This window comes from Aedoeadaptatus acetigenes (assembly GCF_025566985.1).
Classification (GTDB): Bacteria; Bacillota; Clostridia; order Tissierellales; family Peptoniphilaceae; genus Aedoeadaptatus; species Aedoeadaptatus acetigenes.
In genome coordinates, this window is the sequence record NZ_JAOQJD010000004.1 from 1 (window position 1) to 25,861 (window position 25,861).

The window sequence follows — 25,861 nt, forward strand, 5'->3', positions numbered from 1 at the left end:
AAATTCCTCATTTTTACCCCCTTTCTCTTAATTTTTCAATAAAAAAAGAATTAAGAAGTACATATTTCACTAAAATAGTGATTAAGTGTTCTCCTTAATTCTATTACTCCAGCTGCCAGCTTATATTTCTTATATTGCTTAACTGCAAAATGACTTGGGTCTTTCTTTTCAAGAGCTTCAAAGAGCCTATCAATTGGGTTCATATAGGTTTCGTCATCTTCTCTAACTTCACTTGCGTCAATCATATCCAAAAGCGTCTTAAAGTTTTTTTCTTCTTCTGGTGCTACATAATAGATATAACCGATGAGGGCAGTGTAATATAGCTTTTCAGCCTTTACCCAGAAATCTTCTCCTGCCTTTTCTCCATCTCCCTTGGTGTTGGCTATAATTGTTTGGACTAGCTTTAAAATATCTTTTTCACTTCTCAAATATGCAAAGGGATTGTATTTCATAGATTTTTTAAAGTTTATTGTGTTTAATATCTTTATGTCGTAGCCATTTTCATATAGCATTTTTCCACACTCTAACACAAGTGTCCCTTTAGGGTCTGTTACTACATAGGAAGAGTGCATTTGCATTAGATTTGGCTTTACATAAAATCTTGTCTTACCTGATCCAGAACCACCTATTACCAATACATTTTTATTTCTAGCGTATTTAGGATTTTTAGGTCTTGAGTTCATTGTTAGTCTTTCGGTATTAGTTATGAGAACATTGTTTTCAAACTTAGGGTCAATATATGGAGCAATATCCTTACTTTCTCCCCATCTTGCAGATCCATATTCTTTACCTTGCCTATATTTCTTTTTATTTTTACCTTTACTATAAACTATTAGCTTAACAAGACCAGCAACTGAAATACCCAATAACAAGTCCCTTGGATTAAGGCTTGGTACATAAGATAAAGTTCCTATATCAGAAATTCCCACCATTATTTTATCAATAATATCTCCTCCTACATAAGAATTGATGTGCTTAGAAAAGATATTTCCAATGTAGAAGAATGATAGATAGGGAATGTTTGATAATATAAATTTCTTTGGGTTGTCTATTTTAATTAGGTTTTTAATATCAGAAAGAATGGCTTCTAATATCTTATTCATCGTAGAAACCTTCACTATCTAATAAAATTAGTAGGTAGTGTCTTCCCTTTGGTGTTATTAATGTTTGTATTCCTACAAGTGTACCTAGTGGATCAATCCATTCTTTTACTTCAAAATATCCCTTGTTCTTATCTGCATAAGGTAAGAGTTTCTTTTTCTTATCTCTGTAAATTAATCCCTTATCCATTAGAAAACTTATAAATTGATTTTGTGGTATTCCTAACTCTTTGGCAGTATTTCTAAAGTTTGTAAGTAGGTTATAATCTACTAATTTGTCATAATAATCTGCCTTTGGTCTTAATTCTTCAATTTCTTCTTCTCTTTCGGCAATAATTCTATTGGCTACAAGAATTGCATCTGCAAATAGCTCTTCGTTAGTTTTCTTTTCTTGCCCTACTATATATCCTCCGTTTTTTCTAATACTTGGTAAGACTTCTCTAGTTACCCAAGCTTTAAATATTTTTGCTTGTGGCAGTTTTGATGAGAGGATAAGTGAATACAGTCCTGATTCGTTAATTATTGAAATATTCTGTATTCCTCCAGGGGTGTTCCATTTCGTTACACCCTTATCTTCTTCATCTACATGGTCATAAATAGCTTTTCTTGGATTGACGTATCCCAACATCGTTGCTACTTCATTTGCTATAAAGAAAAACTCACCGTCTTTTTCTATAACAGTGAGTTTCCCAAAATTCTTATTTTCAAATGTTTTTAAATTACTTATCATAAGCTTTGCTCCTTATGTTTATTTTTAACTTTATCTTTGCTAATAGTGTCCTTAGCCATATCTTTAAACTTATTTATAGTCTTTGTTATTGAATCTTTTCTATCGGACTTTCTTTCAGAAGCCTTAACTGCTTTTTTAAAGGCGTGTTCCATTACTTTTATATCCTTAGATTGAAAAAACACAGAGTGGTTACCAGTTTCCTTATCTTTCATAACAGAAAACTTCACTCCGTGCTTATTTAAAATTTTCTTTAATTCTTTTAACTCAGGATCCTTTAGATTAATTTCTTCTAACTGTCCCTTTTTAACCATATCCTTTAGCTTTACTTCTTCTCCATTATTTTTTATTACATTTTTCAAACCTCCTTGTTCTTCTATTTGCTTGTGAACTTTCTTTAAGACATCAAGAATTGCTTTACTCGTTGCTTTTGCAAGTCTTACTTCAAGATTAAGACTTGACCTAGATACTTCTTCATTAATCATCTATTCCACCTCCATATAAAAGTAACTCTTTGTATTTTCTTAACTTCTCTTGATGGATTTTTCTTCTAAAATCTTCTCCCGTAACTTTAACTGGTATTGTCATTTCAAGTATTCTTGAATATATCCTCTGATACTCAAGTTCAATATTAGGATTTTGAACAATTTCCAATGATAAGTTTGTAGTGAAAATTGTCGGCCTACCCTTTAAGTATCTTGAGTTTATAATGTTATATACCTGTTCTCTTGCATAAGATGTATCCCTTTCAATTCCAAGATCATCTAAAATTAACAAGGGAATATTTGATAGGTTATCTATAATTTCATTTGAATCTATCTTGAATGCAGATTTTTGTATTTGGTTTATAACTTGAGATAAATTCATAATCTTAACTTTAACTTGTTCTCTTTTGATTAATTCATTTGCAATAGAACAAGCAAGATAAGTCTTTCCACTGCCAACATCTCCATAAAATAAAAGTCCAACATTGTCTTTTTTCATTTGTTCAAAACTTTTAGCATAATTATAGGCAACCTTATAGGCTTGACCTTTTTCATTTAAGAATTTCTCAAAAGTATATTGGTGTTGGAGCGGCGATGAGAAGCAATCTCTTTTCAATGACGATATTCTCATTAGTCTTTCTCTTTCTTCATTTTCCTTATCTCTTTTTATTTCACATTCACATTTAATTCTTGGAATAAACTTTGTAAATCCAAGGTCAAGTAATTCTCCATCGACTCTTTTACCGCATACCTTGCAATAGATATACCCATTTCTTTCAATATCATTTTCTCTTAATACAAAATCTTTTAAACTTGTCATAAACTCTCTCCTATATCGTAATTCATTTTCCTTGTTGTATTATCATTAATGTTTTTCGACTGATCATTAAGATACCAATTGATTATCGTTGCCTTGTGGTCTTGATACTCTCTGTTATTTGCTTTCATATATGACGAGAGCCTATCAATGTATTCATTAATTCTACTTCCTAACTCATTTGTTAAGTCCTTGTATTCTTCATCAGTCAAAAATATATTTTTATATATTCCATAAGGCTTTTGACCTTTACTAAAATCATTCTTTCTTAACTCATTATTATTAATATTGTTATAGTTACCTTCCGATTTTCGAAAATCTTGACTTTCGATATTCAAATCTCTTGAATTTCGATTATCGAACTTCTGGAATTTTGTTTTTCGAACTTCTTGATTTTTTAATTCCTTATTATTAAATATGCTCATAAAGTCTTTAACATAAATTCTGTTAGGCTTTCCAAGTCCTTGTCTTTTCTTTTCAATCAGTCCTATTCCTGATTTAATATCAAGTTCAGCTATTAATTTATTTGCTTTTTCACTCGCACAATTAAATTGCTCTTTTATACTTTCAATTGTGTAGTAAATAAAGACTTTTTCATCTTCATCTATCCAGCCATTTTTATATGAAAGACCCATTCGATTAAGCATATATGAATACAAAACTTTAGCTTCAATAGAAATGCTCTCAAAAATCTCATCTTCCATTAATACCATAGGTAACCTAATAAAGTTATACATTTCAGATTGCCTATTATAAAAATAATCAAAATTCATCCTTACCTCCTTTCTTTGAAATAAAAAAAAGACGACAGAATTATTACTTTCTATCGTCTACGATTGTCTAATATTTATTTTTCTTCAAATTGAGTTTATTGTATATTTTAATAATTCTAATAATCCAATAACATATATACCTAATTTAGGTAATCCAAATGGACTAAATAAAAATGCTAATATTAGTGCTTCAATTACAATTTGCTTATCTCCTTGAAATATGCTAGCTAATCCAATTATAAAAATTAAAGTAGAAACTACGCTTAACAACGCAGTACTCAAACTTAATATGAAGGTTAAAAAAGCTATGAGCAAACTCAACACTAATCTTATCGGTAATAAAATTATTCTAATTATCCATCTCATACATACCCCTAAAAATTTAACTGGGATTCATAACAAACCCCAGTTTCATAATTAGCGTGTTCTTTAATATAATTTTGATCCTGCTGGAATATTATCATCCAACATTGTTAAGTTAAGTTTTTCTTCTCCGTCGTACCCGCAAATTTCAGATATAATCATACCTTCTGAGTCGATTCCCATCATCTTACGTGGAGGAAGATTACAAATCGCAAGCAGTGTCTTTCCAATTAAAGACTCTGCGCTGTAATATTCTTTAATACCAGATAAAATAACTCTTTCTTTTTCAGAAACATCATCTAATGTAAATTTCAAAAGTTTTTTTGATTTTGGAACTTCTTCGCAGTTTAAAACTTTTACAACTCTAAAATCAGATTTTGAGAATGTATCAAAATCAACCATATCTTCAAATAATGGCTCTACTCTTACTTTTGAAAAGTCGATTTTTTCTGTCGTAAGTTTGTCGTAAGTTTCGTAAGTTTCTTTTGACGAATCCTTATTTTCTGCCTTTTCTAAGCCTATTGGCTTCATCGTGGGGAAAAACAAAAGCCTGAAAAAAAGAAACCCCTTCGGGAACGCGTCCACGAAGAGGATTAAGGAAGACAGCCGTCTTCCTTTTTTATTTGTTATTCAACCTTTGTGACATCAGTCGAATTGTATTCTCTCATTATAAAAAAGGATCCATTGAGGATTGACTATCAACGGATCCTTTAAAGTCTTTCGTGGAATGCGACGCCGCAGCAATGTATCGTATAAGGCTAATGGCACCTTTAGACAACTTATTCTTTTTTCTCACCCAACAGGCATGAGACTAAGCCCAATCCGACGGGCACAAGGGGCAACGCCAAATAAGAAGGAATGCCGCCCATTGAAGGATCGAAATACTCGTGCCATAGTCTTATCAATTGCAAGAGAATGTAGGACAAGGCGATGAGATAAAGACAAATTCGACTTCTTTGGTTCATAACTCCTCCTTTACTGAACAATTGTGTTTTTTATTTTATATATTTATTGCAGACCTGTCAATGAGAAATTCGCACTCAAATGCGGAATACTTTATGGGGTCACTCTAGACGTTGGCTTTGCTTTTTTTGTGTCATTTTTCGATTGGCCGAAGCATTTTCTGTAAGCCGACGGAGATAATCCCGTAAACTGCTTAAAGGCACGAGAAAAATTCGACGGGTTGTCGTAGCCCACGGACTCGGCGATGTAGGTCATGGAGGCGTTGGTGTCGATTAATTGCCGCTCCGCTTCCATCATGCGCAAGTTCGCCAAGTATTTCATGGGAGTGTATTGGCAGGTGCGGATGAATTTGTTGATGATCGTAGATTTGGAGCAACCAAAGACTTCTTCCAGGCGGTCTAAGGTCACGGGCTCCTTTAAATTCTCCCGTAAGTACTGCTCTATTTCAGCAACAAATTCATCCTCCGTCTCTTGAAAATAGCGCTTGCGATTGGCGCTCACTTGCTCCTTGGAAATGGTGGAGAGCAGTCGAAAGGCCATGAGACCGATGCCGGCGCGATCCGCTTTTGCCAATGCGTCGATTAAGCCGCGGGCTTCATCCAGGGCATCTTTTCGCTTCACCGTAAAGCCCATGTCCTTGACCTCTTTTACCGCTTCGACAAAATCTCGGGACAGATCCGCCAAAAACGTGCGTCCCTCGATTTCATCGGGTGCCACCACGATATTAAAAGCGACGATGCCCTCTTGCGTACCGTAGGAAGCCTTGGCTTCGGGAATCGCTTTACCCACAAAAACTTCCGCCGAGGTGATTAACACTTTGCTTCCGTTAATGTGGGTGTAGTAGTTTCCGCTGCTGCAATAGGCGATGCGATAGCCCCGCCTGCCGCTGTGAGCGGCATTTTCCGAGCGGTAGCGGCTCTTTATGTTGATGTAATCGACGAAGACGCCGGGGGCGATGCGATAGGTGACCATGGTGTCATCGTCCCTTTCAATGCCTTCAAAAAACATGGTGTCCTCGTCGTAATCCACGACGCGAAACCCCCAAGACTCAACGCCGTCAACCCAATCTTCTAAATTTGTCAAAGTGAACAATCCCTTCATCTGTTCGGTTGATAAGCTCGTAATCGTGTGTAACGACGATGATGAGCTTCCCCGCTTCTTTCATTTTTTTCAGGGCATGGATGACGCGACACATGGTATCAAAACAGAGACCTGAGGTCGGCTCATCCAAAATAACCAGTTCTTTTTCGCTTCCATAGGCCTGCGCCATGGCGAGCCGCTGTTTTTCACCGCCCGATAAATTTTGCGGATGCGCGTCTTTTTTATGCCATAAATCAAAGGTTTTTAGCGCGTCTTCAATCTGCGCTCGGTCATTTACGACCAAGGCCACTTCCTTATATACCGATTCCGTGAAAAGCTGGTGATTCACGTCCTGCATCACGAGGGAAATGACTTTTCCCGGTTTCTTAATCACCCTTTGCTTCCAGTAGGTGACGCCTTTTTGTTTTTTGTTCAAGCCGCACATTTGACGGATAAAAGACGATTTCCCGATTCCATTGTCCCCGGTGATAAAATAAATGCCCGGCTCGAAAGAGATATTCATATCGTAAATCTCCCGAATTTCTTTCGTATAGGGATTTTTATACCGACAGCGGAAATTCTTACATAGACAAGCGGCTTTTTCATCACATACTTTCTCCCGCAAATCCTGTTGCCTGTACGTCTTATGACTCAGCTCGCATTCTTTCGGTGTTTCCAAGCATCGAAGGTGATGCTTTTCAATCACTTGCTCGTCGATCTCGCCGCGATTGTATTGAATGAGGCGGCCATGATCGATGATACACAAACTGTCCATCACATCGTTTAAATAGTACAGACGATGCTCTGCAATTAAGATGATCTTTCCGGCATCTTTTAACTTGACGATCACGTCTTTGATCTTTTGGATCGAATGCTGATCCAAGGAAGCAGACGGTTCGTCGAACACGTACACGGCATTATCCATCATGGCGACCGATGCAATGGCGACCCGTTGTTTCTCGCCTCCGGATAATGTCATTAAATCCTTATCCAGTAACTGTTTTAGTTCCAATTGATCTGCGTAATAATCAATGCGTCGCAAAATTTCCTCACGCGGTATTCCACGATTCTCCAAGGCAAAAGCCATCTCATCTTTTACGTTCACGGCATAAAATTGATTCTTCGGATTTTGAAAAACCGTACCGATCAATTGACTCCGCTCACTTATGGTCATAGGCAAAAGCGGTTTTTCGTTATAGTTTATCGTCCCGCTCAGATCAGCCGGTATGATTTCGGGAATAATCCCGTTCACGGCACGGATCAGCGAGGTTTTTCCCGAGCCGGATTTGCCTGTGATGACATGCACCGTGCCGGGAGAAAAAGCAAGGTTTACGCGATCCAAGATCTTCTCTGATTTTCCATAGGAAAGGGAAAAATCCTTAAATTCCAGCATACTTACTCCTTACTGCCAAGCCGATAACGACAAAGGCAAATGCAAGCAATACACCATCGAAACATCGTATCCGCGTGGTCGAAATACTGCTCCTGTTGCAATCCTCCGTCATGCCACGCGTCATGGCAGAAATAGCCACGTGATCGGCGGTATTCGATGTAATCATTAAAAGAGGCATGAAACGGTACTCCAAATACTCCACCGGTTTTGTCAAGAGGTCCTGTCTGCCCATGCCGTGCATCCACATCGCTTCTTTTATTTTTCCGTAATCTTCTTTAATTGAGTAAAAGAAACGAAACATAACGGAGACGGGAATTAAGATGCCGTTGGGCATATGCCATTTTTTTAATGCGCATACCAAATCGGACAAGGTTGTGGTCGTAATGGCATAATAGCCCATCATCACCCCGGGCAAGATCCGAAGGACGATGCCTGCGTATAAATTAAAACACAAGCTGAAAAATCCCTCTCCTTGCAAATAAAGGGTTGCCCCATAAGCCAAGGCCGAGGTGATCGTGCCCTTCAATACAAAGGACCATTTTCTATCCAATGCTCCCAACAAATAGGGAAAAAGACAAAGGATCGGTCCGAAATGCGGGTAACTGTGAGCGAGACTGCCTCCCACACATACAATCCCTACAACCAGTGTCAAGACCAGCTTCGTTCGAAAATCTAAGTTCATTTTTCCGTATCGATCGCCCGGGCATGTTTATTAATTAATTTCAAACCGATCGTACAGCCTAAATAACCGCCAAGCATTCCCAAAAGGACCACGGGAACAAAGGACCAATTCGGCATAACCGCGACCAATTTATCCACGAAATCCACGCCGTATCCTCGATCGACCAGGGACTGAATGTATTGATCCCGCGCAAAATAGAGAGGCAATAAGTTCGCCGCTGCAAAGAGCATAAATACCGTATAGGCCCGTCGCGCTTGTTTCGGACTGTTGTAGCCGCCTTTCTTCATAACCCACTCCGATAAAAGCGAAACGGCAATAATCAATGGCAGTGCCACGGCGCCGTGGCCTCCCAAGGAAAAGACCAGGCCGCAAACGACGCCCATGACGAGGATCATCCCGAATCGATGGATCTTGGTGGAATAAAGCATAAATACCGGTCCCGAAAGCAAGCCGCAGGCAAATGGGACGAAGGGCATGGCGACAGGAATAAAGCCGATCATGCCGCCGACCCAAATAGCCATTACCGTGAGCAGGGAAAATGCACCCGCGTTCACTAAATCTCGTACATTTAATTTCATGATAACCTCCTAATAGACATAGGCGTCTGAGCGCTCGAAGCTTTCGATCATGGTGCGGTAGGTGGGGCTTTCATCCAAAAGCGCCTCGTGCCGTCCGCAGGCTTCGATCTTTCCGCCGTTCATCACGATGATCTGATCCACTCCTTCGATGGATTTCATGCGGTGGGAAATAATCATCACCGTCTTATTTTTTATCAGCCGATTCAAGGATTCCTGAATGTATTTTTCGTTTTCCACATCCAGGGACGCGGCGATTTCATCCAAAAGAATGATTTCCGCATCTTTCAAAAAGGCGCGGGCGATGGAGATTCGCTGCCGCTGGCCGCCGGAAAGGCGGGAGCCGTTTTCGCCGATGATTGTGTCGTATCCCTGGGGCAATTGCTTTACGAAATCGTCGCAGCCGGCACGTTTCGCCGCTTCGTAGACTTCTTCTTCCGTGGCGTCGTATTTGCCGATGCGAATGTTATCGAAGACGGAGCCGTTGAAGAGGAGCACGTCTTGAAAGACCATGGACACGTGCTTAAACAGATCCTCCGTTTGAATGGAGGAAAGCTCTTTGCCGTCCACAGTCATATGCCCGGCGTCGTAATCGTAGAGGCGGCTTACCAAGCGGAGCAAAGTGGATTTGCCGCAGCCGGAGGGGCCCACCAATGCCGTTACCGTGTTTTGCTTCGCTTCAAAGGCGATGCCATCGATGACATTCTTTTTCTTATCGTAGGCGAAGCAGACATCTTCCCCGGCGATGTCAAAGCCGGTGAGGGCCGTCGGGCTTCCCGTTTGTTCCGGCGCATCCACCAAGCTTTTGATTTTATCGACGCTACTTGAAATGTAGGCGATTTCCGCGTGGGCCATGGTGAAGGCGGTGGTGGCGTCGATCAGGCGGGCCGCCGCAAAGACATAGCCGGCAAAGTAGAGCACGTTAATGGTGCCGCTTTGCAGAAGCCGGGTGCCCGCCACCATGGCAAAGCCCAGAGACAAAAAGCTAATTGCGCCGGAAAAGGTGACGGGAAGAGCCTGACCTAGCTCCGTGTGAATGTGCACGGCTTCGTTTCGCCGCACCAGTCGCGTCGCCTCACTTTTCTTTGTCTCGCTTAAATGGTAGGACTGAATCTCCTCGTGAAGATCGATAAGCTCCTGAAAGGCTTTCGAGGACTTGCGCTGACGAAGATAATACTTTTTCGTCGCTCGTTTTTGCATTTTTTGCGACAGATGGGCGAGAAAAATGCTAAGCACAATGGGCGCCAAGACGGCGAGCCCCAGAAGGGGTTGGCCGATGAGAAGCATGATGCCGATCACCGCCACCGTGGCAAGGTAGGCGTAGTAGGTCGGCACGGAGTGAGACAGAGCGTGTTCGATGGCCTCCACATCCTTCATCATGGTTTGGGAGACATCGGTTAAGTCCTTTTTATTAAAGGAGGACAGGGGCAATTGCCTGATTCCCTCGGCGATTTCCATGCGCAGATTCGCCGATTCTTTGTAGGTTTCGTTAAAGGTGGTGTGGTACTCCTTATTGATGACCAGAAACATGACTACGCCGATAAGCACAAAGCCGAGGGCGCCGTAGGCCCCATTGAAACCGCCGAAGCCCAAGAGACCGTTAGTGGCGTACATTAAGAGAAACATGGGGAGCATGTAGGTGATGTTTTTTAAAAAGCCGTAAACCGTCGCTCGCCACAGGCCGTCCGCTCCCCGTTCCGTGAGGGCGTAGGTTTTTCGTAAATACTCTTTCATCCGTCAATCCTCCATTCATTGGCCTCGTGATACAAGTTGACAAACCGGGCGTAGCGGCCGTCCTCTTTCATAAGGGCGTCGTGATTGCCTCTCTCCACGACCTTTCCCCCTTCGATAAAGAGAATCTCGTCGACGCCGCGAATGCTGCTCATGCGATGGGCGATCATGATGGTGGTGCGACCCTTCATTAAGTTCGAAAAGGCCTTTTGGATCTCGTATTCGTTTTCGGGATCTGCCGCCGCCGAGGCTTCATCCAGAATGAGGATTTTCGGATCTTTTAAAAACAATCGGGCGATGGCGACCCGTTGGCACTCGCCGCCGGAAAGCTTCACGCCCTCGGCGCCGATGACGGTGTCGTAGCCTGCGGGAAATTTCTCCTTAAACTCTTCGCAGCGAGCTAAGGCCAGCGCCCGATGCACTTCTTCCGGGGATGCCTCGGGGCCTGCAAGTTTCACATTATCGTAAATGGTGAGGCCTTCAAAAAGTTTCGCTTGTTGAAACACCATGCCCACCGTTTCCATGACCACTTCTTTGTCGTAGGCGGTCATGGATTTCTCGCCGATCATCACTTCGCCCTTATCCACCGGGTAGAGCCCGGAGACGAGCTTGGCGATTGTGGACTTGCCGCCGCCGGAGGGGCCGACGAAAGCGTAAATTTTTCCCGCATCCAAGTGGAGGGAGAAATCGGAGAGAATTTTTTCGTCCTCGTAAGAAAAGTCTACGTGGCTAAAGGTAATGGAGCCGTCTGCGAAGTCTTTTTCTTTTCCGAAGACCATTTTCTTTTCTTCCATCTCCTTAAACAGGCTCTCCAGAGTATCCACGGCGCGATTGGCCTGCGCGTGATACATGGACACATACATAATTTTCATAATGTTGGCAAAAAACATCCCCATAAACAGGGCGAAGAACAGGGCCTTTGCCGCCCACAGGCCGCCGCCGTCCCCTGCGCCCACGCGATAAACGGCGTAGAAAACAGGCACGACGATGAATAAATTCAACAGCCACTGAAAGGTGACATAGGGAATGCGACAGGACATGGAGTAGTTGTAAACCATGTCGGCGTAATCGTTGATGGTACTGTATAGTCGCTTAAAGCTCACGATGGGCGCGGCAAAAAGCTTCACCACCTGCATGCCCCGCACGTATTCCACGGCTTCGGCATTTAGCAGATCCAGCTGCTCCATATAGGCGCTCATAAATTCTTTTTCCCCCATCATTTTGAAGCAGAGGAAGCCCGACAAGAGGACGATGACGCCGAAAAAGCCCGCCAGCCGCAAATCCACCAGGCCGATGACGACAAACATAAGAATGGGCGTTAAAATGGCCACGGTCTGATCGGGAATCAAATGGGCCACGGCCATGTGGGTCTGCTCCACATTGTCGTCGATGATTTTTCGCACGCGACCCGATTGGTTTTTATCGTAAAAGGTATTGGACGCCGTCAAGAGATGATCGATGCCCTTTTCCCTCAGGCGGGTCTCCAAGCGAAAGGCCGCCAAGTGGCTCATCCATGTACCGAGAAAATAGAGAATCCCGTAAGCGACAAATGCCGCTACCACGCGAAGGGCGTAATCGCTGCCCGCACTGAAATCCTGTTGAATGAAAATGGCCTTTAGGGCGAGCCACAGACAGTAATAGCCGAATAAATGACAGCACACGGCGGCTATGGAAAAAATCGCCGATAAAAAGCCGTTGCTTCGCTTCTCCGGTATGTAAGCAAATAGTTTGCGATAGGTGTTCAAACAGATCTCCTTTCATTAATGATAGTGCTTATCTTTTGTCTTTTAAACACAGTGTAGCGATTTTCCTTTTCCTTGTCTATTCATAAAAGCGAAATTATTCATTTCGTATAGCGAAATCCACGCACGCCCGGCGATGCGAAGTCGGCCCGTCCGGTTGCCGCGGAAATGAATCCCATGGAGTGATTTTTCTTGATATAATAATAAAGAACCAAAGTGTTTTATAAGATGCGCGGCCCCCGTGCCGCCTCAGAAGGAGAGCACCATGTACCGAAAAGAGATCACGACCTATATCTTCTCGATTCTTTTAATTGCCGCGGCCGCGGCCGTTCAATTGGCAGAGGCCCGTGATGCATTGCCTTTTACGGGAAAGACTCTGGTGTTTTTTCTCTACGCCCTGATCTTTCTTCTCTGGGCGAAAAATATGGAAAATCGCGTGCTCCGCGCCGACGTGGCCCGGCGATTTAAGCTGATCGCCCTTTTGCTCATCGGCTATTTGGCGACGCGCACGGTGAAATACGAAATCCTCATCGCATCTTCCACGGCCGTTCGTTGGATTCGCTACATATACTACTTTTTCATCCTCACCACGGTCCATTTGGTCTTTTTTACGTCCCTCTACGTAGGAAAATCGGAGCGAGAACCCATAGACAGGCGCTGGTATCTCTTTTGGATTCCCACCGCATCGTTGATTCTTTTGATTTTGACCAACGATCTCCACGGCCTCGTCTTCGTTCCCTACGCCCACGCCTCGGGCTTTAAACAGTACGGCCCGGCGTATCTTCTCGTCAACGGCTACATCCTCCTTCTCGCCGCCCTGACTTTGATCATTACCTCGAAGCGGTCCTTGGCACAAAAGCGCCTGCGATCCATCGCCGCCCCGGTGGGGGTTTTGGCCCTTTGTTTTATCTACACCATGTTCTACATTGCGGATGCGCCCTCTTTTCACTATGTGAAGATCGCCTTTCAAAGTGCGGAGTTTAACAGCCTCACGGTGATTCTCTTTATCGAGTCCTTGGTCTTTACGCGGCTCATCGCTTCCAATCGCGGCTACGACACGTTTCTAAGTCTCTCGTCACTGAATATGGGTATGATGGATTTAAAGGGGCGCATGGTCGTAAAGCCAAACAAGGGCCCGGAGGTCAGCGCCGATGCGGTGATGCGGGCCGAAAGCCGCGCCATCGCCGTCGACGAAAACACGCTCCTCGAGAGTTCGCCCATTCACGGGGGCAGCTGTTTTTGGTTCGTGGATCTCACGGATTTCAACCGCCTGAAGGCACAGCTTCTCTCCGTCAACGAGGAAATGCTCAACGAAAACGAATTGCTCATGGCCAATAACAAATTAAGGGAAGAAATGGCCAAGGTGGAAGAGCAGAAGGAGATTCGCGCCGCCATTAACGAACATCTCAAGCCCCAATTCGCTCAGCTGAAAACCATTATGGCCGCGCTGCCCGAGGAGGAAGGGGCCTATGAAGACGCCTTAAAGGACGCCTGCCTTTTGAATGTGTACATTAAGCGCTTCTCCAATTTATTTTTACTGGGGCGAAACAAAAAGGGCCTTCCCCTTTCCGAGGTGCGCCTGGCCTTCGACGAATCCCTGGACTACCTGCGGCTGAAAGGCGTGATTACCTCCGACACCTGGACGGTGGAGGGCGTAGTGGATGCCGCTCTCGGCCTGAGCCTTTACGCCGCTTTTCAAATCATCTTGGAGGCCCATCTCCATTCCCTCTCGGCGCTATTTGTTCACTTTAAGGAAGACGACGGGGATCTTCTGCTTTCCATCTACGTGGAAACCGAGGAGAAAATCTCCCTGGAAAGAGAAATCCTCGAGGTGCTTCCCCCGGAAGGCGTCGCCTTTACGGAAGAATTTGAAGAGATGCTCTGCATTCGGCGCTTCTCCATCAGTAAGGCGGTGATGATCGATGCTTAATCTTTCCACCGCCGGCCTCGCCCTGTTGTTTATCGCAAGCCTCGTGATCCTTCTCATCGCCCTGGATCTTTCCGTGGAGGCGATCCTCACCTTACGCGTATCGACCCTCGTTCTTCTGAGCGCCCTCTTGGTCGCGGCCGCACTTCTTCCCGCCCAAGTGGTGGCGGAGCTGGGCACCGGGCACATGCACGTGGCCACGTATTTTCTGTCCATGCCCCTTTTTGGCTTCATCGCCTATCTCCTGCTTTTGCTCCTTCTTGAAGGCGCCCTGGCGCGAAAACTTTCCAAACTAAAAAAGGAACAGTTGGGGGTAAACTCCGTAAAAGAAAGCGTGGACAATCTTCCCGACGGGATTTGCTTTTCAAAACTTGACGGCACGCCTCTGTTGGTGAACCGCCAAATGCAGGAAATCAGCTACCAGGTCTTCGGCAAAAAGCTCGTCAACGACTTGCTCTGCGCCAGAGACATCGAAGCCAATCGCATCAAGCCTCGGACAAAAATTTTGCAGCGGGAGCCTTTGATCGTCGAAAGCAATTCCAAGGTGTGGCAGATTAAAATCATCCACCACGGCTTGGTGAAAGAAACTTTGGCCTACGACATTACCCTGGAGTGGGCGCTGTACGAGGAAATCGAAAAAATGACCCGGGCCAATCAGCGGATGAACGCCGAGTTAAAGGCGTACCGGGAAAAAATCGGCGAATACACGAGGCAGAAGGAAACTTTACAGGCCAAAATAAAAATTCACGACCGCCTGGGCCAGGCACTGATTTATTTCAGGCGCTATTTGGAAAAGGCGGAGAAGACGCCGGAGGATCGCCGCCGGTTGGAGACCCTGTGGGGGGAATGCCTTCTTCTTTTCGACGAAGAGGAGGAGCCTGTGAAAGTTGCCTCGGCCTGGGACAAGTTTATTACCACAGCGGGGGCCATCGGCGTGGGCGTCATGGTCCAAGGCGAGGTTCCCGAAAGCAAGGAAGATCAGGCGCTCTTGGTGGAATTGGTCCACGAGGCGTTAAATAACGCCATTCGCCACGGCCACGCCAAAAAGATTTGGATTACGCTGAAAGATCAAGGGCCCACATTTACCTGCTGCATTAAAAACGACGGCGACTTGCCCACGGGCCCGGTGGAGGAAAAGGGCGGCTTGAAAAACATGCGCCAACGCCTGGCCTATTACGACGGCAGTCTGGCCGTTCGAACAGAGTCGCTCTTTGAATTGGATTTATCCTGGACGAAAGGAGGTTTTCGTGACGTATAAACTCATGATCGTCGACGATCAATTCGTCTCCCGCGAGCTTTTTCGCCTGATTCTGGACAAAAGTCCCGATTACGAGGTGGTGTATTCCGTGGACACGGCCATGTTTGCCGACACCTACGTCCTGAACGGGGACTTGGATTTGGTGATTATGGACATTCTCATGCAAGACGGATCCAACGGATTGGATGCGGCGGAAAAGATAAAGAAGCTGAGGCCGGAGATGAAAATCGTCGCCGTCACCAGCATGCCGGAAGTTTCCTGGATGGATCGGGCAAAGGCCATCGGCATCGACAGTTTTTGGTACAAGGAAGCCTCGGAGGCCGGCATCCTCGAGGTAATCGGCCGCACCCTGGCCGGGGAATCCATTTATCCCGAGCAAACCCCGGTGATTCAATTGGGTCTGGCGAAATCCACGGAGTTTACGCCCCGGGAAATTCAGGTGCTGCGCCTTTTGACCACCGGCGCCGGAAACGACGAGATCGCGAGCAAATTGGAGATCTCTCTGAACACGGTGAAGACCCACGTCATGCACCTCATGGACAAGACGGGCTTTACCAGCCGCACCCAGCTGGCCATTCAGGCGCGCATTACGGGCTTTGTCATCGACGAAAGTGAACAATGAAGCCGCGGATATCCTCCGCGGTTTTTTTGTGCTCGCAAAAAAAGAGCCCGCCTCTGCGAGCTCTTTCGCGATTAATTTACCGCCACCACCTCTTCATAGCCGTCGGTGAGCGGATTGTATTCCATGATCACCGTGCCGGTTTTGTTTATAAAGAAATAGCACAGGTGATCGACGAGGTTTTTATCCACGGGATTGTCTTTGCGCAGGGCGACGAAGAAGCCTTCTTCCTTTAGATTCTTTTCATCCACCGTCACCGGCCGCGTGTCCGTAGCGTAGTAGCCCTCATCCAACAGGCCCATCTTCATCAGCCGATCGATCACTTCCGCCGCGGCGTTTTCGACATTCACATAGGGCTTTAAATAGTGATCGGGGGAGGAGATCCGCACCGCTCGCGCCGCCTCGTCCCAGGCCACATCCATGTCGAACATTTCCGCGATGGCCCGGAGGGGAAGCATGGTGCGATTATTTTTAATGAAGGCCGGCCCATCCAGAGGCACGGGGCCCGCCATCTCGGTCGTGCTGATGCGCATCTCTTTCTTTCCGATGGGGATGTAGATGAGCTTGTCGCCTTTTTCGATGGACACGGCTTTTTCATCTTTCAGATAAAAGACCTGCGCCCCTAAATTTTCGGCGATGACCCGCACGGGCACGAAGGTTCTGGAATTTTTAATCACCGGCGGCTGATCCGTCGAGATGATTTCGCCGTTCATATAGATCGTCACATCCTTCGGCCCTTTAAAGGCCAGGGCGAAAATCAACAGAGGCAAGAGCCATAACCATTTTCTGCGATCCGTCTTTTTCATGATTTTCTCCTTTCGGCCCGCGTGGTTCTTCTTTTATTATGCGCCCGGGAAATCTACTTCTTTTTCTTCTTCTCTTTCATGATCTTTTTCACGTCGTCGCCTTTTAAGTCCATGTAGTTTTCCTTCGCGATGCGGCTCGTGGTCACGCCGTGTTCCGAATGCAGGAACTCATCCACACAATCCAAATTGGAGACTTCGCTCTTCGTCTCGAATTCGTAGGTATGGCGGGCGTCTTGATTTCTATATTTTTTCACCATGCTGAAGAAGTAGATAAAACCGCCCACAAGCAGGAACCAGACAATGTCCCGTCCCTCTTGAATCTTCGTGCCGTCGAAGAAATCCATGGCTAAAATCAGTCGCAGGACGACGGCGGCAAAGAAGCTCGCGATTTCCACGAGAAGGGAGACGAGGGAGAGTTTGCCGTAGTTAATGGGGACGCTGCCCATGGTCTCTTTGGTTCTGGCGTTGACCGCCACGTAGTGGAGGAGCTGCTTCTTTCCCTTGATCTGCATGTAGCTGTAAAGCCACACGGGCAAATAGGCCGCCTTCCACGCGTCGCCTTTCACGGTGAAATCTTCCTGTTTCCAGTGGACGCCCCGGTCGTAGTCCATTAAGGTGTCTACAATGGCCAGGCGGGCCACGTCGGCGCCTTGCGCGTCGGTAATGTCTTTCAGACTCGTGATGTTTGTGTCCCGTTTCTCTGAAGTGTAGCCCCGAAGGTAATTGGCATTGTAGGCCACGCAATTTTCCGTGTCGAAGGGCAAAATGGAATTAATGATATTGGTGGTCTTGGTCTTGGATTTGTAATCCAATTTGTCGCTGCTGGATTCGATGGGGAGGTCGTCGATGGTAATGTCGAAGTCCCGCTCGACGTGGTAGGTGTCCACATCGTATTCCCTGTGCTCCCCGTCGTCGTCTTTCACCATGTAGCTGTTGGTTTCAATTTCCCCTTCCCCGGCCAGATTCATGTGGCCGTTTATATCCACCAGCATATAGGGAAGGTAGACGCCGCAAATATTTTCCGTGGTAAATTCCCTTGAAAATTTCGGATGAGCGAATTTTCTTCGCTCGCCGACGAATGCCTCGATTTCTTTTTGGGCCTCTTCTTTGGAGATGCTGAAGGGCAAAAGCACGTCGGGCACGGCGCCGTTGTCAATGACGTTGTTAATGGAAAGGGTGTTGCGGCACCAGTGGCAGCGAGCTTGGGTGGAGGAGGCCGTATCCACGACGACTTCCGCGCCGCAGCTTTCGCATTTTAAGGTGATGACATCCTCGGCATCGGCGTCGATGTCTTTGGCGCCGCCGCTTACGATGCTTCCCTTTAAGGTCTCGATGGCCGCATCGTCGGCCGCGCGAATCAGTTCAAATTCGTGACGACAGAAATTGCAGCGCAGCTTTCCTGTCTTCGTGTTGGTCTGAATGTCCGTGGCGCCGCATTTCGGGCATTTGATTTGGCCGTTGGCTTTGTCTTCTTCCGCGAGGGCGGTGTTCATCTTTTCATCAGCCATAATCCACCTCTAAAGTCCCAATAGTTCGGATTTGATTTTGTTGAATTCATCCTCGGTAATGACGCCGGCGTCCAGCAATTTTTTCATTTGAATGAGTTTTTCCGTGGGGTCCGCTTCCTGCGATGCAGGTGCCTGTTGTTGATTGTTCATTCCTTGATTTACCGGCTGCTGTGTCGCGCCCATGACATTCCCTGCCGCGCCCATGCCCATAAAGGCCATGTTGGCGCCGCCGCCGTTTTCTCCCGCCGCCTGCATGCCGCGAGCCACGGATTGTTGCATAAAGGAATTGCCTCGGGCCCCGGAAAGGGCATCGGCACGCTTCACATCTTTCATCATGGCCTTGGTGTCCTCGTCGTATTCCATGGCCAGGATGGCGGTCTTCACGATTTGAAGGCCGCGGCCCGTCTTCCATTGATAGCCTTCTTCCACGGCGTCGGTAAGGCTCTTGGCGAAGCCCATTTGATCCCCTTGAATGCGGCTCATGCGATTGCCCTTGGAGGGGTCGTTGGTGTAATTGGAGAAAGCGGCGGAGAGGGAGCCCACCACTTCGTTAAAGAGTTGTTCCGCCGCGTCGTTGTCCATGTCGCCGAAGTCGAAAACCGGCGCGTTTTGGGTCAGGAATTTTTGCGGTACGAAATTCTTTACAAAGAGCAAGGGATCCACAATCTGCAAGGTGTAGGTGCCTCGGGTCACGGCGCCGACTTGGGTGCCGAAAAAGGCGTCGTCCCAATAAATTTCACTTTGTGTGCCGAAGCGATTGTTCGGAATCTCCTTTAAATTGACGTAGAAGGCCAATTGTTGGGCGCCGGCTTGGCCGCCGAATTGGATCTTCTCCCAAGTCGACTGAATCAAGCTGCCCACGGGATCTTCCGTGGTGAAAATGCTTTGGGCGTTGGCGTCGTCGGTTTGATAGATGAATCCGCCGGGCTCTGCCACAATGCCGGTAATGGCGCCGTCTTCCATGGTAATGAGGGCCGTCCCTTCGGGTACGATGATCTTGCTGCCCGAAGTAATGATGTTGTCGTTGCCTTTGGTATTTTCACCGCGACCGTTGTTGGTTCCCTTGGGCTTGGCTGCAAAAATCGCTGCCGTGGCGGGGAGGCCTTCCGGCACCATGTAAAAATCTTTCCATTGATCGGCCAGGCTTCCGCCTAAAGCGCCGGTAAATGCTTTAATAAATCCCATCTTGTCCTCCTTTTTCTCTCATGACACTTCTTACTCTCAGCTGATCTTCTTATCCTTTCGGCAATTCCACTCTCGTTTCGTCGAGCAAGAGACGCACGGCCAATGCCACTGCTTCGCTGCGGCGAATCTTTCCGTTGGGGTTAAAGCGCATCCACTCGTCGCCTACGGCGACCCCCATGCGGTACATCTTCAGAATTTCTTGATGGTGGGGCGTGCTTCTGTCCACATCGGGAATGTCCGTTAAGGGCACGTCGGGATTTAAAAACGCCCGTCCCGGCCGCTGATCCACGTGGGCAAACATGCCGGCCACGTCCCTTCGCTTCGCCGGCGCGTTCCAATTTTCGCAGGCATAGAGTTTGACTTGGCCTTTTGCAACTTTTGGATTTCTGTAAATTCCATTTTCGTAACAGTAGCGCAGGTATTGCCCGTACCACGGCGCGGTGCGGTTCGCCTCAAAATCGGTATGTCTTTCCATTAATCGATCGTGCAGTTTCGCCGCCATGGTGGCCACTTCCCCCATGGTCACGTAGCCATCAGGGTCGAAGGTGGTCTCGGTGCGTCCGTTTATAATGCCCTCGTTATAAGCGCATTGAACGTAGAAGCCGTACCAGCTGTCCCGGTCCACGTCGATAAAGGGCAGGTATTCTTCCCCGTCGGGCATAATACCATTTCCTCCGGCATATGCGGTCGTTGAAACGAACGGGATGCAGACGAAAGCCGCCAGGAAAAAAAGGGCTATGGATTTCTTGTTCATAGAGGACTCCTTTCTTTTTTAACAATCTACAAATGCACGTCCTCTTTATGGCTTTAGTCTACTCTATTTACAGAAAGCATCCATCACCTGGAAGTATGAGATAGGGGTTTTTTGAAAAATTTCTTAGCTCTTGTAAATGCGCACAAAAAAAGACACCGCCCGTAAGCAGTGCCTCTATGTAGCCGGACGTGCCGGCTATTAAACCAATTCAATAATGGCCATTTCTGCGCCGTCGCCACGGCGGGGACCTTTTTTCAGAATGCGCGTGTAACCGCCTTGACGGTCGGCGTATTCCGGTGCAATTTCTTCGAATAATTTCGTCACGACGGATTCGTCGAAGATATAAGCCAGGGCTTGGCGTCTTGCGTGAAGATCGCCTCTCTTGCCGAGGGTGATCATCTTTTCAGCCATGCGTCTGGTTTCTTTTGCACGGGTCACTGTGGTTTCAATACGGCCTTCGCGCAACAGATCGGTTGTTAAGTTTCTTAACATGGCCCGTCTATGGGGCGTCGTGCGGCCTAATTTTCTGAGCTGTGCCACAATGGTTCCTCCTTTATTCTTCGTTTTCTCTGAGAGAGAGTCCGAGTTCGTCCAGTTTTTCTTGTACTTCTTCCAGGCTCTTCTTTCCGAGATTTCTAACTTTCATCATTTCGTCTTCGGTTTTGTCCGTGAGTTCGCTCACGGTGTTGATGCCGGCGCGTTTCAGGCAATTAAAGCTGCGGACGGAAAGATCCAACTCTTCCACGGTCATTTCCAGGACTTTTTCCTTTTGTCCTTCGGGTTTTTCAACCATAATGTCCATGTCGTTGACTTCTTCCGTCATGGAGACGAACAGATCCAAGTGTTCCATAAGGATCTTGGCTGCCAGAGACGTGGCCTCGTCGGCGGTCATGGAACCGTCGGTTTCCACATCCAGGATCAAACGATCGTAGTCGGTACGCAAACCGACGCGGGTGTTTTCTACATTCCAATTCACCATGCGAATGGGCGTGTAGTTGGAATCCACGGCGATGACGCCGATCTCGGTGATTTCGTCTTTCTTCAGTTCGCTTGGCTCGTAGCCTCGGCCTCGCTCGATGACGAGTTCCATATAAAAGTTTGCATCGTCGTTTAAAGTGGCGATGTGGTGCTCGGGATTGACGATTTCCACACCGGCCGGCAGGGTAATGTCTCCGGCGACCAGTTCCCCGGCACCGACTTTCTCTACGGAAAGGCGCACGGGTTCGTCTTGATCGCTTTTAAACACGATGCCTTTAATGTTCAGGATAATCTCCGGAACGTCTTCTAAGACGCCGTCGATGACGCTGAATTCGTGTTCGACGCCGCGAATGTTGACGAAGGAAACAGCACAACCCGGAAGCGAGGAGAACAGCACTCTGCGAAGGGAGTTGCCTAATGTGATCCCGTAGCCATTTTCCAACGGCTCGACGATAAATCTTCCCTTATTGCCGTCGCTTGATACTTGTTCAACTACAATACTAGGCTTTTCAATTTCAATCATGTTTTCCGCCCTCCTAGGAATGGATCTGTAGAGACTTTCTCGTGAGATGGTATGCTGTTTTACTATCAGACTCTACGACGCTTCGGCGGACGGCAACCGTTGTGGGGAATGGGGGTTACGTCTTTGATCATGGTAACTTCCAAACCGGATGCTTGCAGGGAACGGATGGCAGCTTCACGTCCGCTGCCCGGGCCCTTGACGAAGACTTCAACGCTCTTTAAGCCGTGTTCCTTTGCCTTGGTGGCCGCTTCTTGTGCCGCTTCTTGTGCTGCAAAGGGCGTGGATTTTCTGGAGCCCTTGAAGCCGAGTTGACCGGCGCTGGACCAGGAAATTACGTTGCCGCTCATGTCGGTTAAGGTCACCATGGTGTTGTTAAAGGAAGAAGCGATATGCGCTTGTCCTTTTTCTATATTCTTGCGCACTCTCTTTTTGGAGCGCGTAGCTCTACCTTGTTTAGCCATTTAGCCCTCCTACTTCTTCTTGGATACAATCTTCTTCGGACCTTTGCGCGTTCTCGCATTGGTCTTGGTCTTTTGACCGCGAACGGGCAGGCCTCTCTTGTGACGAATGCCGCGGTAGCAGTTGATTTCGCGCAGACGCTTGATGTTCATAGCGATTTCGCGACGTAAATCCCCTTCTACATGGTACTCGTCGATGACTTTACGAATCGAGGCGATTTCCGCTTCGGTTAAGTCTTTAATATAGGTGTTGAAGTCGACGCCGGCTTTCGTCAGGATTTCTTGGGCGCGGGAACGTCCGATGCCGTAAATATAAGTGAGCCCGATTTCAGCTCGTTTTTCTCTCGGTAAGTCAATACCAGCAATTCTTGCCATGCCTACACCCCCTTATCCTTGTCTTTGTTTATGCTTCGGGTTTTCGCAAATCACCATGACGCGTCCTTTGCGTTTGATGACTTTGCATTTATCACACATCTTCTTAACTGAAGGTCTTACTTTCATTTCGTCCCCTCCTAAACTATTTCTTTCTCCAGGTAATACGTCCGCGGGTTAAGTCATAAGGACTCAGCTCGACGGTCACCCGATCGCCGGGCAATATACGAATGTAGTGCATGCGCAATTTTCCGGAGATATGAGCTAGAATTTCGTGTCCGTTTTCTAACTTAACTTTAAAGTTTGTATTGGGCAGGGCATCGGTTACGACGCCTTCCACTTCAATGACATCTTCTTTTGCCATGGTTGCATCCTCCTTATGCCTCTTGGAAGCGAGACAGTTGTTTACGAATATAGCTATCGTTTAACGGTCTATCCTCAGGTTTCAGATCCACAAGAGAATGGGTTTTTTGCAAATGCATGGCCTTTTTCCGCTTGGGATTGTCCAATGTTCTTCTCTTGCCGTCTGCCAGAAGAAGATATCTGTCGTCAATAACTTCCAAGACCACAAAGAAACCTTCTTTGTCTCTGCCCGCCTTGGATATGACTACCTGACCGACCTTAATATCTGCGGTGCCGTTCATCGACGATTAGGCCTCGTTTTCGAGTCCACGTCGTATTTGTTCAAATACATCGTCGATGGCCTTGGAACCGTCGATATCCAGTAACAGTCCTTGCGCTTTATAATAGTCGATTAACGGGGAAGTTTGTCTTTCGTAGACGTCGATGCGCTTCTTCACCGTTTCTTCCGTATCGTCATCACGTTGAATGAGCTTCGTGTTGTCGTCGTCGCAAATGCCTTCCACTTTCGGTTTTTGGTTCTTCACGTGGTAGGTTCTGCCGCAGGTGGGGCATACCCGTCTGCCCACGGCGCGATCGATTAAAAGCTCGCTCGGCACATGAATATTAATGACACAATCCAGCTTGGTGCCCATGGCTTCTAAGGCTGCGTCCAAAGAGACCGCTTGATTGACCGTGCGCGGGAAGCCGTCTAATAAAAAGCCTGCTTCCACATCGGGTTTTTTCAGGCGATCCACGACGATGTCGTTGACGACCTCATCGGGAACGAGTTCGCCGCGATCCATGTAGCTTTTCGCTTTCTTGCCGAGTTCCGTGGCGTTTTTAATGTTTTCGCGGAAAATATCGCCTGTGGAAATGTGCACCACATTGTAGGTTTCGACGATGGATGCCGCTTGGGTGCCTTTGCCGGCGCCCGGCGGGCCTAAAATGACTAGTCTCATGTGATCCTCCTTATTTTAGGAATCCCTTATAGTGTCGCATCATTAATTGTTGTTCCAAAATTCGTGCCGTTTCCATAATAACGCCGACGACGATGATCAAACTGGTGCCGCCGAAGCTGAAGTGCATGCCCGTGATTTTTTCTAAAATCGTAGGCAGAACAGACAACAGGGCCAGGGCCAATGCGCCGGGGAAAACCAAGCGGTTTACCAATTGTTGCAGGTATTCCGATGTTTTCTTGCCGGGGCGAATGCCGGGGATAAAGCCGCCGTTTTGTTGTAGGTTTTTGGAATATTCCACCGTGTTGAATTGGATGGCCGTGTAGAAGAAGGTAAAGAAGACGATCAACAGAACCATGAAGATGCTGTAAATGAAGATCCCGATATTACCTGCCGGCGTAAACCACTTGGTCATGAACTTGGCCGCTTGCGAATTCGGGCCTTGGAACATGACGATAATCGATGGAATGCTCATAATGGTTTGAGCGAAAATGATCGGCATGACGCCGCTCATGAGAACTTTAATGGGAATATGGGTGCTTTGCCCGCCGTACATTTTCCGTCCCACGACGCGCTTGGCGTATTGAACGGGTACTTTGCGTTGCCCTTCGTTAAGCAGGACGACGAAGAAGACGATGGCAATGGCCAGGACGATGAATACAACGACCCAAACCCAGGATACCATGCCGGCTGCCGCCATGCGGAAGGAAGCCCATATATCAGCGGGGAATCTGGCTACGATCCCTGCAAAGATGAGTAAAGAGATCCCGTTACCGATTCCTTTTTCCGTAATCATTTCACCGATCCAAATCAGGAAGGTACTCCCTGCCACAACAGAGAGGATAATGACCACGTCTTGGAACGCGTTTTGGGTGTTCACCGCTTGTCTGTAAAAGCCGTAGGTGTAACCGATGGCTTGAACGGCAGCGAGAGCAACCGCTAAATACCTTGTATACTTCGCGATCTTTTTGCGTCCCACTTCCCCTTCTTTGCTCAGCGCTTCCAAACTGGGAATGGCGATGGTCAAAAGTTGAAGGACGATGGACGCCGTGATATAGGGATAAATGCTCGTCGCAAAGACGGAGAAGTGTCCGAAGTTACCGCCGCTCATTAAATCCAGGAACGAGAGTATACCACCTTGTTGTTGGTTGAAGATCTTCGCAATTGCCGCCCGGTCCATAAAGGGCACGGGAACGTGGCTGCCGAAGCGGAAGACCACAAGCATCAACAGGGTGAAGAGAAGCTTTTTACGAATTTCCGGGATCTTCCAAGCATCTCTAAAGGTTTGGATCATCTAGATCACCTCAGCCTTTCCCCCTGCCGCTTCGATTTTTTCAGCGGCGGATTTGGAGAAGTGGTTGGCCTTGACGTTAACAGAAACGTTAATGTCGCCGTTACCTAAGATGCGTAAGCCGTCTTTGGCATCGGCGCGTTTTACCATACCGCTTTCAATCAAGGATTCCAAGGTGACGGTGGATCCGTTGTCAAATTGGTTCAGTGCGTCTACGTTGACGATGGCGTATTGTTTTTTGAATACATTGGTAAAGCCACGTTTCGGAAGACGACGGAAAAGGGGCATTTGGCCACCTTCAAAGCCGGGGCGAACGCCGCCGCCACTGCGGGCCTTTTGACCCTTGTGGCCGCGTCCGGCGGTCTTACCGGTACCGGAACCGATACCGCGGCCGAGACGTTTCTTTGCCTTGACTCCTCCACCTTCTTGAGGTCTTAAATCATGCAATTTCAT

General features: G+C 47.0%; 29 protein-coding genes and 2 pseudogenes. 3 read left to right on the plus strand and 28 right to left on the minus strand.

Annotation, left to right across the window (positions count from 1 at the left end):
- Window positions 1–107 precede the first annotated feature (107 nt).
- The 14 genes and pseudogenes from OCV31_RS02520 to OCV31_RS02585 form a co-directional block, all read right to left on the minus strand.
- Window positions 108–1,103: pseudogene (locus OCV31_RS02520) on the minus strand (type IV secretory system conjugative DNA transfer family protein); the annotation flags it as partial.
- Window positions 1,096–1,830 carry a BRO family protein gene (locus OCV31_RS02525; RefSeq protein WP_148472344.1) on the minus strand — a complete coding sequence of 245 codons (735 nt, stop codon included), beginning with the start codon at window positions 1,828–1,830 and terminating at the stop codon, window positions 1,096–1,098. The pseudogene OCV31_RS02520 and the gene OCV31_RS02525, both read right to left, overlap by 8 nt.
- Window positions 1,827–2,312 (minus strand): PcfB family protein, encoded by a 486-nt coding sequence (locus tag OCV31_RS02530; RefSeq protein WP_148472346.1) that lies wholly within the window; start codon window positions 2,310–2,312, stop codon window positions 1,827–1,829. Before OCV31_RS02530 ends, OCV31_RS02525 begins: the two co-directional genes overlap by 4 nt.
- Window positions 2,305–3,132, minus strand: a complete 828-nt coding sequence (locus OCV31_RS02535; protein ID WP_148472349.1) for an ATP-binding protein — start codon at window positions 3,130–3,132, stop codon at window positions 2,305–2,307. The genes OCV31_RS02530 and OCV31_RS02535 overlap by 8 nt, the downstream gene beginning before the upstream one ends.
- A complete protein-coding gene (locus OCV31_RS02540; RefSeq protein ID WP_148472351.1) occupies window positions 3,129–3,902 on the minus strand; it encodes a replication initiator protein A in 774 nt (257 codons plus the stop codon). Before OCV31_RS02540 ends, OCV31_RS02535 begins: the two co-directional genes overlap by 4 nt.
- An 84-nt stretch (window positions 3,903–3,986) precedes the next feature.
- Window positions 3,987–4,268, minus strand: a complete 282-nt coding sequence (locus OCV31_RS02545) for a CD1845 family protein (RefSeq protein ID WP_148472354.1) — start codon at window positions 4,266–4,268, stop codon at window positions 3,987–3,989.
- Window positions 4,269–4,331: 63 nt separating this feature from the next.
- Window positions 4,332–4,814: pseudogene (locus tag OCV31_RS02550) on the minus strand (lysine--tRNA ligase); the annotation flags it as partial.
- Between the two features lie 230 nt (window positions 4,815–5,044).
- Window positions 5,045–5,230: a hypothetical protein gene (locus OCV31_RS02555; protein WP_148472358.1), complete on the minus strand. Its 186-nt coding sequence runs from the start codon at window positions 5,228–5,230 to the stop codon at window positions 5,045–5,047.
- A 91-nt stretch (window positions 5,231–5,321) separates the two neighbouring features.
- Window positions 5,322–6,311 carry a helix-turn-helix domain-containing protein gene (locus OCV31_RS02560; RefSeq protein ID WP_267303764.1) on the minus strand — a complete coding sequence of 330 codons (990 nt, stop codon included), beginning with the start codon at window positions 6,309–6,311 and terminating at the stop codon, window positions 5,322–5,324.
- Window positions 6,286–7,701: an ABC transporter ATP-binding protein gene (locus tag OCV31_RS02565; RefSeq protein WP_148472362.1), complete on the minus strand. Its 1,416-nt coding sequence runs from the start codon at window positions 7,699–7,701 to the stop codon at window positions 6,286–6,288. Before OCV31_RS02565 ends, OCV31_RS02560 begins: the two co-directional genes overlap by 26 nt.
- The gene (locus tag OCV31_RS02570) at window positions 7,688–8,251 is read right to left on the minus strand and encodes an energy-coupling factor transporter transmembrane component T (RefSeq protein WP_267303765.1); all 564 of its coding nucleotides are present in this window, start codon (window positions 8,249–8,251) and stop codon (window positions 7,688–7,690) included. Before OCV31_RS02570 ends, OCV31_RS02565 begins: the two co-directional genes overlap by 14 nt.
- A 128-nt stretch (window positions 8,252–8,379) precedes the next feature.
- The gene (locus OCV31_RS02575) at window positions 8,380–8,961 is read right to left on the minus strand and encodes an MptD family putative ECF transporter S component (RefSeq protein ID WP_394800633.1); all 582 of its coding nucleotides are present in this window, start codon (window positions 8,959–8,961) and stop codon (window positions 8,380–8,382) included.
- A gap of 9 nt (window positions 8,962–8,970) precedes the next feature.
- Window positions 8,971–10,692: an ABC transporter ATP-binding protein gene (locus tag OCV31_RS02580; protein WP_148472369.1), complete on the minus strand. Its 1,722-nt coding sequence runs from the start codon at window positions 10,690–10,692 to the stop codon at window positions 8,971–8,973.
- Complete coding sequence (locus tag OCV31_RS02585) at window positions 10,689–12,434, minus strand: ABC transporter ATP-binding protein (RefSeq protein WP_148472371.1); 1,746 nt, start codon at window positions 12,432–12,434, stop codon at window positions 10,689–10,691. The genes OCV31_RS02580 and OCV31_RS02585 overlap by 4 nt, the downstream gene beginning before the upstream one ends.
- A gap of 262 nt (window positions 12,435–12,696) precedes the next feature.
- Here OCV31_RS02585 and OCV31_RS02590 point away from each other — a divergent pair, with 262 nt between their 5' ends.
- From OCV31_RS02590 to OCV31_RS02600, 3 genes are read left to right on the plus strand one after another with little or no spacing between them, the layout of a single operon-like run.
- Complete coding sequence (locus OCV31_RS02590; RefSeq protein WP_148472373.1) at window positions 12,697–14,361, plus strand: histidine kinase N-terminal 7TM domain-containing protein; 1,665 nt, start codon at window positions 12,697–12,699, stop codon at window positions 14,359–14,361.
- Window positions 14,354–15,616: a sensor histidine kinase gene (locus tag OCV31_RS02595; protein ID WP_148472375.1), complete on the plus strand. Its 1,263-nt coding sequence runs from the start codon at window positions 14,354–14,356 to the stop codon at window positions 15,614–15,616. Before OCV31_RS02590 ends, OCV31_RS02595 begins: the two co-directional genes overlap by 8 nt.
- Complete coding sequence (locus tag OCV31_RS02600; RefSeq protein ID WP_148472377.1) at window positions 15,606–16,238, plus strand: response regulator transcription factor; 633 nt, start codon at window positions 15,606–15,608, stop codon at window positions 16,236–16,238. The genes OCV31_RS02595 and OCV31_RS02600 overlap by 11 nt, the downstream gene beginning before the upstream one ends.
- A gap of 71 nt (window positions 16,239–16,309) precedes the next feature.
- On the opposite strand, the gene OCV31_RS02605 is transcribed toward OCV31_RS02600, so the two are convergent.
- From OCV31_RS02605 to rplO, 14 genes are all read right to left on the minus strand, one after another.
- Entirely contained in the window at window positions 16,310–17,041 is a 732-nt protein-coding gene (locus OCV31_RS02605; RefSeq protein ID WP_148472379.1) for a copper amine oxidase N-terminal domain-containing protein, read from the minus strand.
- A 53-nt stretch (window positions 17,042–17,094) separates the two neighbouring features.
- Window positions 17,095–18,549 carry a PDDEXK family nuclease gene (locus tag OCV31_RS02610; RefSeq protein ID WP_148472382.1) on the minus strand — a complete coding sequence of 485 codons (1,455 nt, stop codon included), beginning with the start codon at window positions 18,547–18,549 and terminating at the stop codon, window positions 17,095–17,097.
- 9 nt (window positions 18,550–18,558) lie between these two features.
- On the minus strand, window positions 18,559–19,734 hold the full coding sequence (locus OCV31_RS02615) for an SHOCT domain-containing protein (RefSeq protein WP_148472384.1): 1,176 nt from the start codon (window positions 19,732–19,734) through the stop codon (window positions 18,559–18,561).
- Between the two features lie 49 nt (window positions 19,735–19,783).
- Window positions 19,784–20,488 (minus strand): S-layer homology domain-containing protein, encoded by a 705-nt coding sequence (locus OCV31_RS02620; protein ID WP_148472386.1) that lies wholly within the window; start codon window positions 20,486–20,488, stop codon window positions 19,784–19,786.
- Window positions 20,489–20,686: 198 nt separating this feature from the next.
- On the minus strand, window positions 20,687–21,028 hold the full coding sequence (gene rplQ, locus OCV31_RS02625) for a 50S ribosomal protein L17 (RefSeq protein WP_108832120.1): 342 nt from the start codon (window positions 21,026–21,028) through the stop codon (window positions 20,687–20,689).
- 13 nt (window positions 21,029–21,041) lie between these two features.
- Window positions 21,042–21,989, minus strand: coding sequence for a DNA-directed RNA polymerase subunit alpha (locus OCV31_RS02630; RefSeq protein ID WP_108832119.1), 948 nt, complete (start codon window positions 21,987–21,989; stop codon window positions 21,042–21,044).
- Between the two features lie 65 nt (window positions 21,990–22,054).
- Entirely contained in the window at window positions 22,055–22,450 is a 396-nt protein-coding gene (gene rpsK, locus OCV31_RS02635; RefSeq protein ID WP_108832118.1) for a 30S ribosomal protein S11, read from the minus strand.
- A gap of 9 nt (window positions 22,451–22,459) precedes the next feature.
- Window positions 22,460–22,822, minus strand: coding sequence for a 30S ribosomal protein S13 (rpsM, locus tag OCV31_RS02640; RefSeq protein ID WP_108832117.1), 363 nt, complete (start codon window positions 22,820–22,822; stop codon window positions 22,460–22,462).
- 12 nt (window positions 22,823–22,834) lie between these two features.
- The gene (gene rpmJ, locus OCV31_RS02645) at window positions 22,835–22,948 is read right to left on the minus strand and encodes a 50S ribosomal protein L36 (protein WP_007556223.1); all 114 of its coding nucleotides are present in this window, start codon (window positions 22,946–22,948) and stop codon (window positions 22,835–22,837) included.
- Window positions 22,949–22,964: 16 nt separating this feature from the next.
- On the minus strand, window positions 22,965–23,183 hold the full coding sequence (gene infA / locus OCV31_RS02650; protein WP_068368873.1) for a translation initiation factor IF-1: 219 nt from the start codon (window positions 23,181–23,183) through the stop codon (window positions 22,965–22,967).
- A gap of 13 nt (window positions 23,184–23,196) precedes the next feature.
- Window positions 23,197–23,463: a KOW domain-containing RNA-binding protein gene (locus OCV31_RS02655; protein ID WP_108832116.1), complete on the minus strand. Its 267-nt coding sequence runs from the start codon at window positions 23,461–23,463 to the stop codon at window positions 23,197–23,199.
- A 6-nt stretch (window positions 23,464–23,469) separates the two neighbouring features.
- Entirely contained in the window at window positions 23,470–24,120 is a 651-nt protein-coding gene (locus OCV31_RS02660; RefSeq protein ID WP_148472388.1) for an adenylate kinase, read from the minus strand.
- 10 nt (window positions 24,121–24,130) lie between these two features.
- Window positions 24,131–25,411 carry a preprotein translocase subunit SecY gene (gene secY, locus OCV31_RS02665; protein ID WP_148472391.1) on the minus strand — a complete coding sequence of 427 codons (1,281 nt, stop codon included), beginning with the start codon at window positions 25,409–25,411 and terminating at the stop codon, window positions 24,131–24,133.
- Window positions 25,412–25,861: a 50S ribosomal protein L15 gene (rplO, locus tag OCV31_RS02670; RefSeq protein ID WP_108832113.1), complete on the minus strand. Its 450-nt coding sequence runs from the start codon at window positions 25,859–25,861 to the stop codon at window positions 25,412–25,414.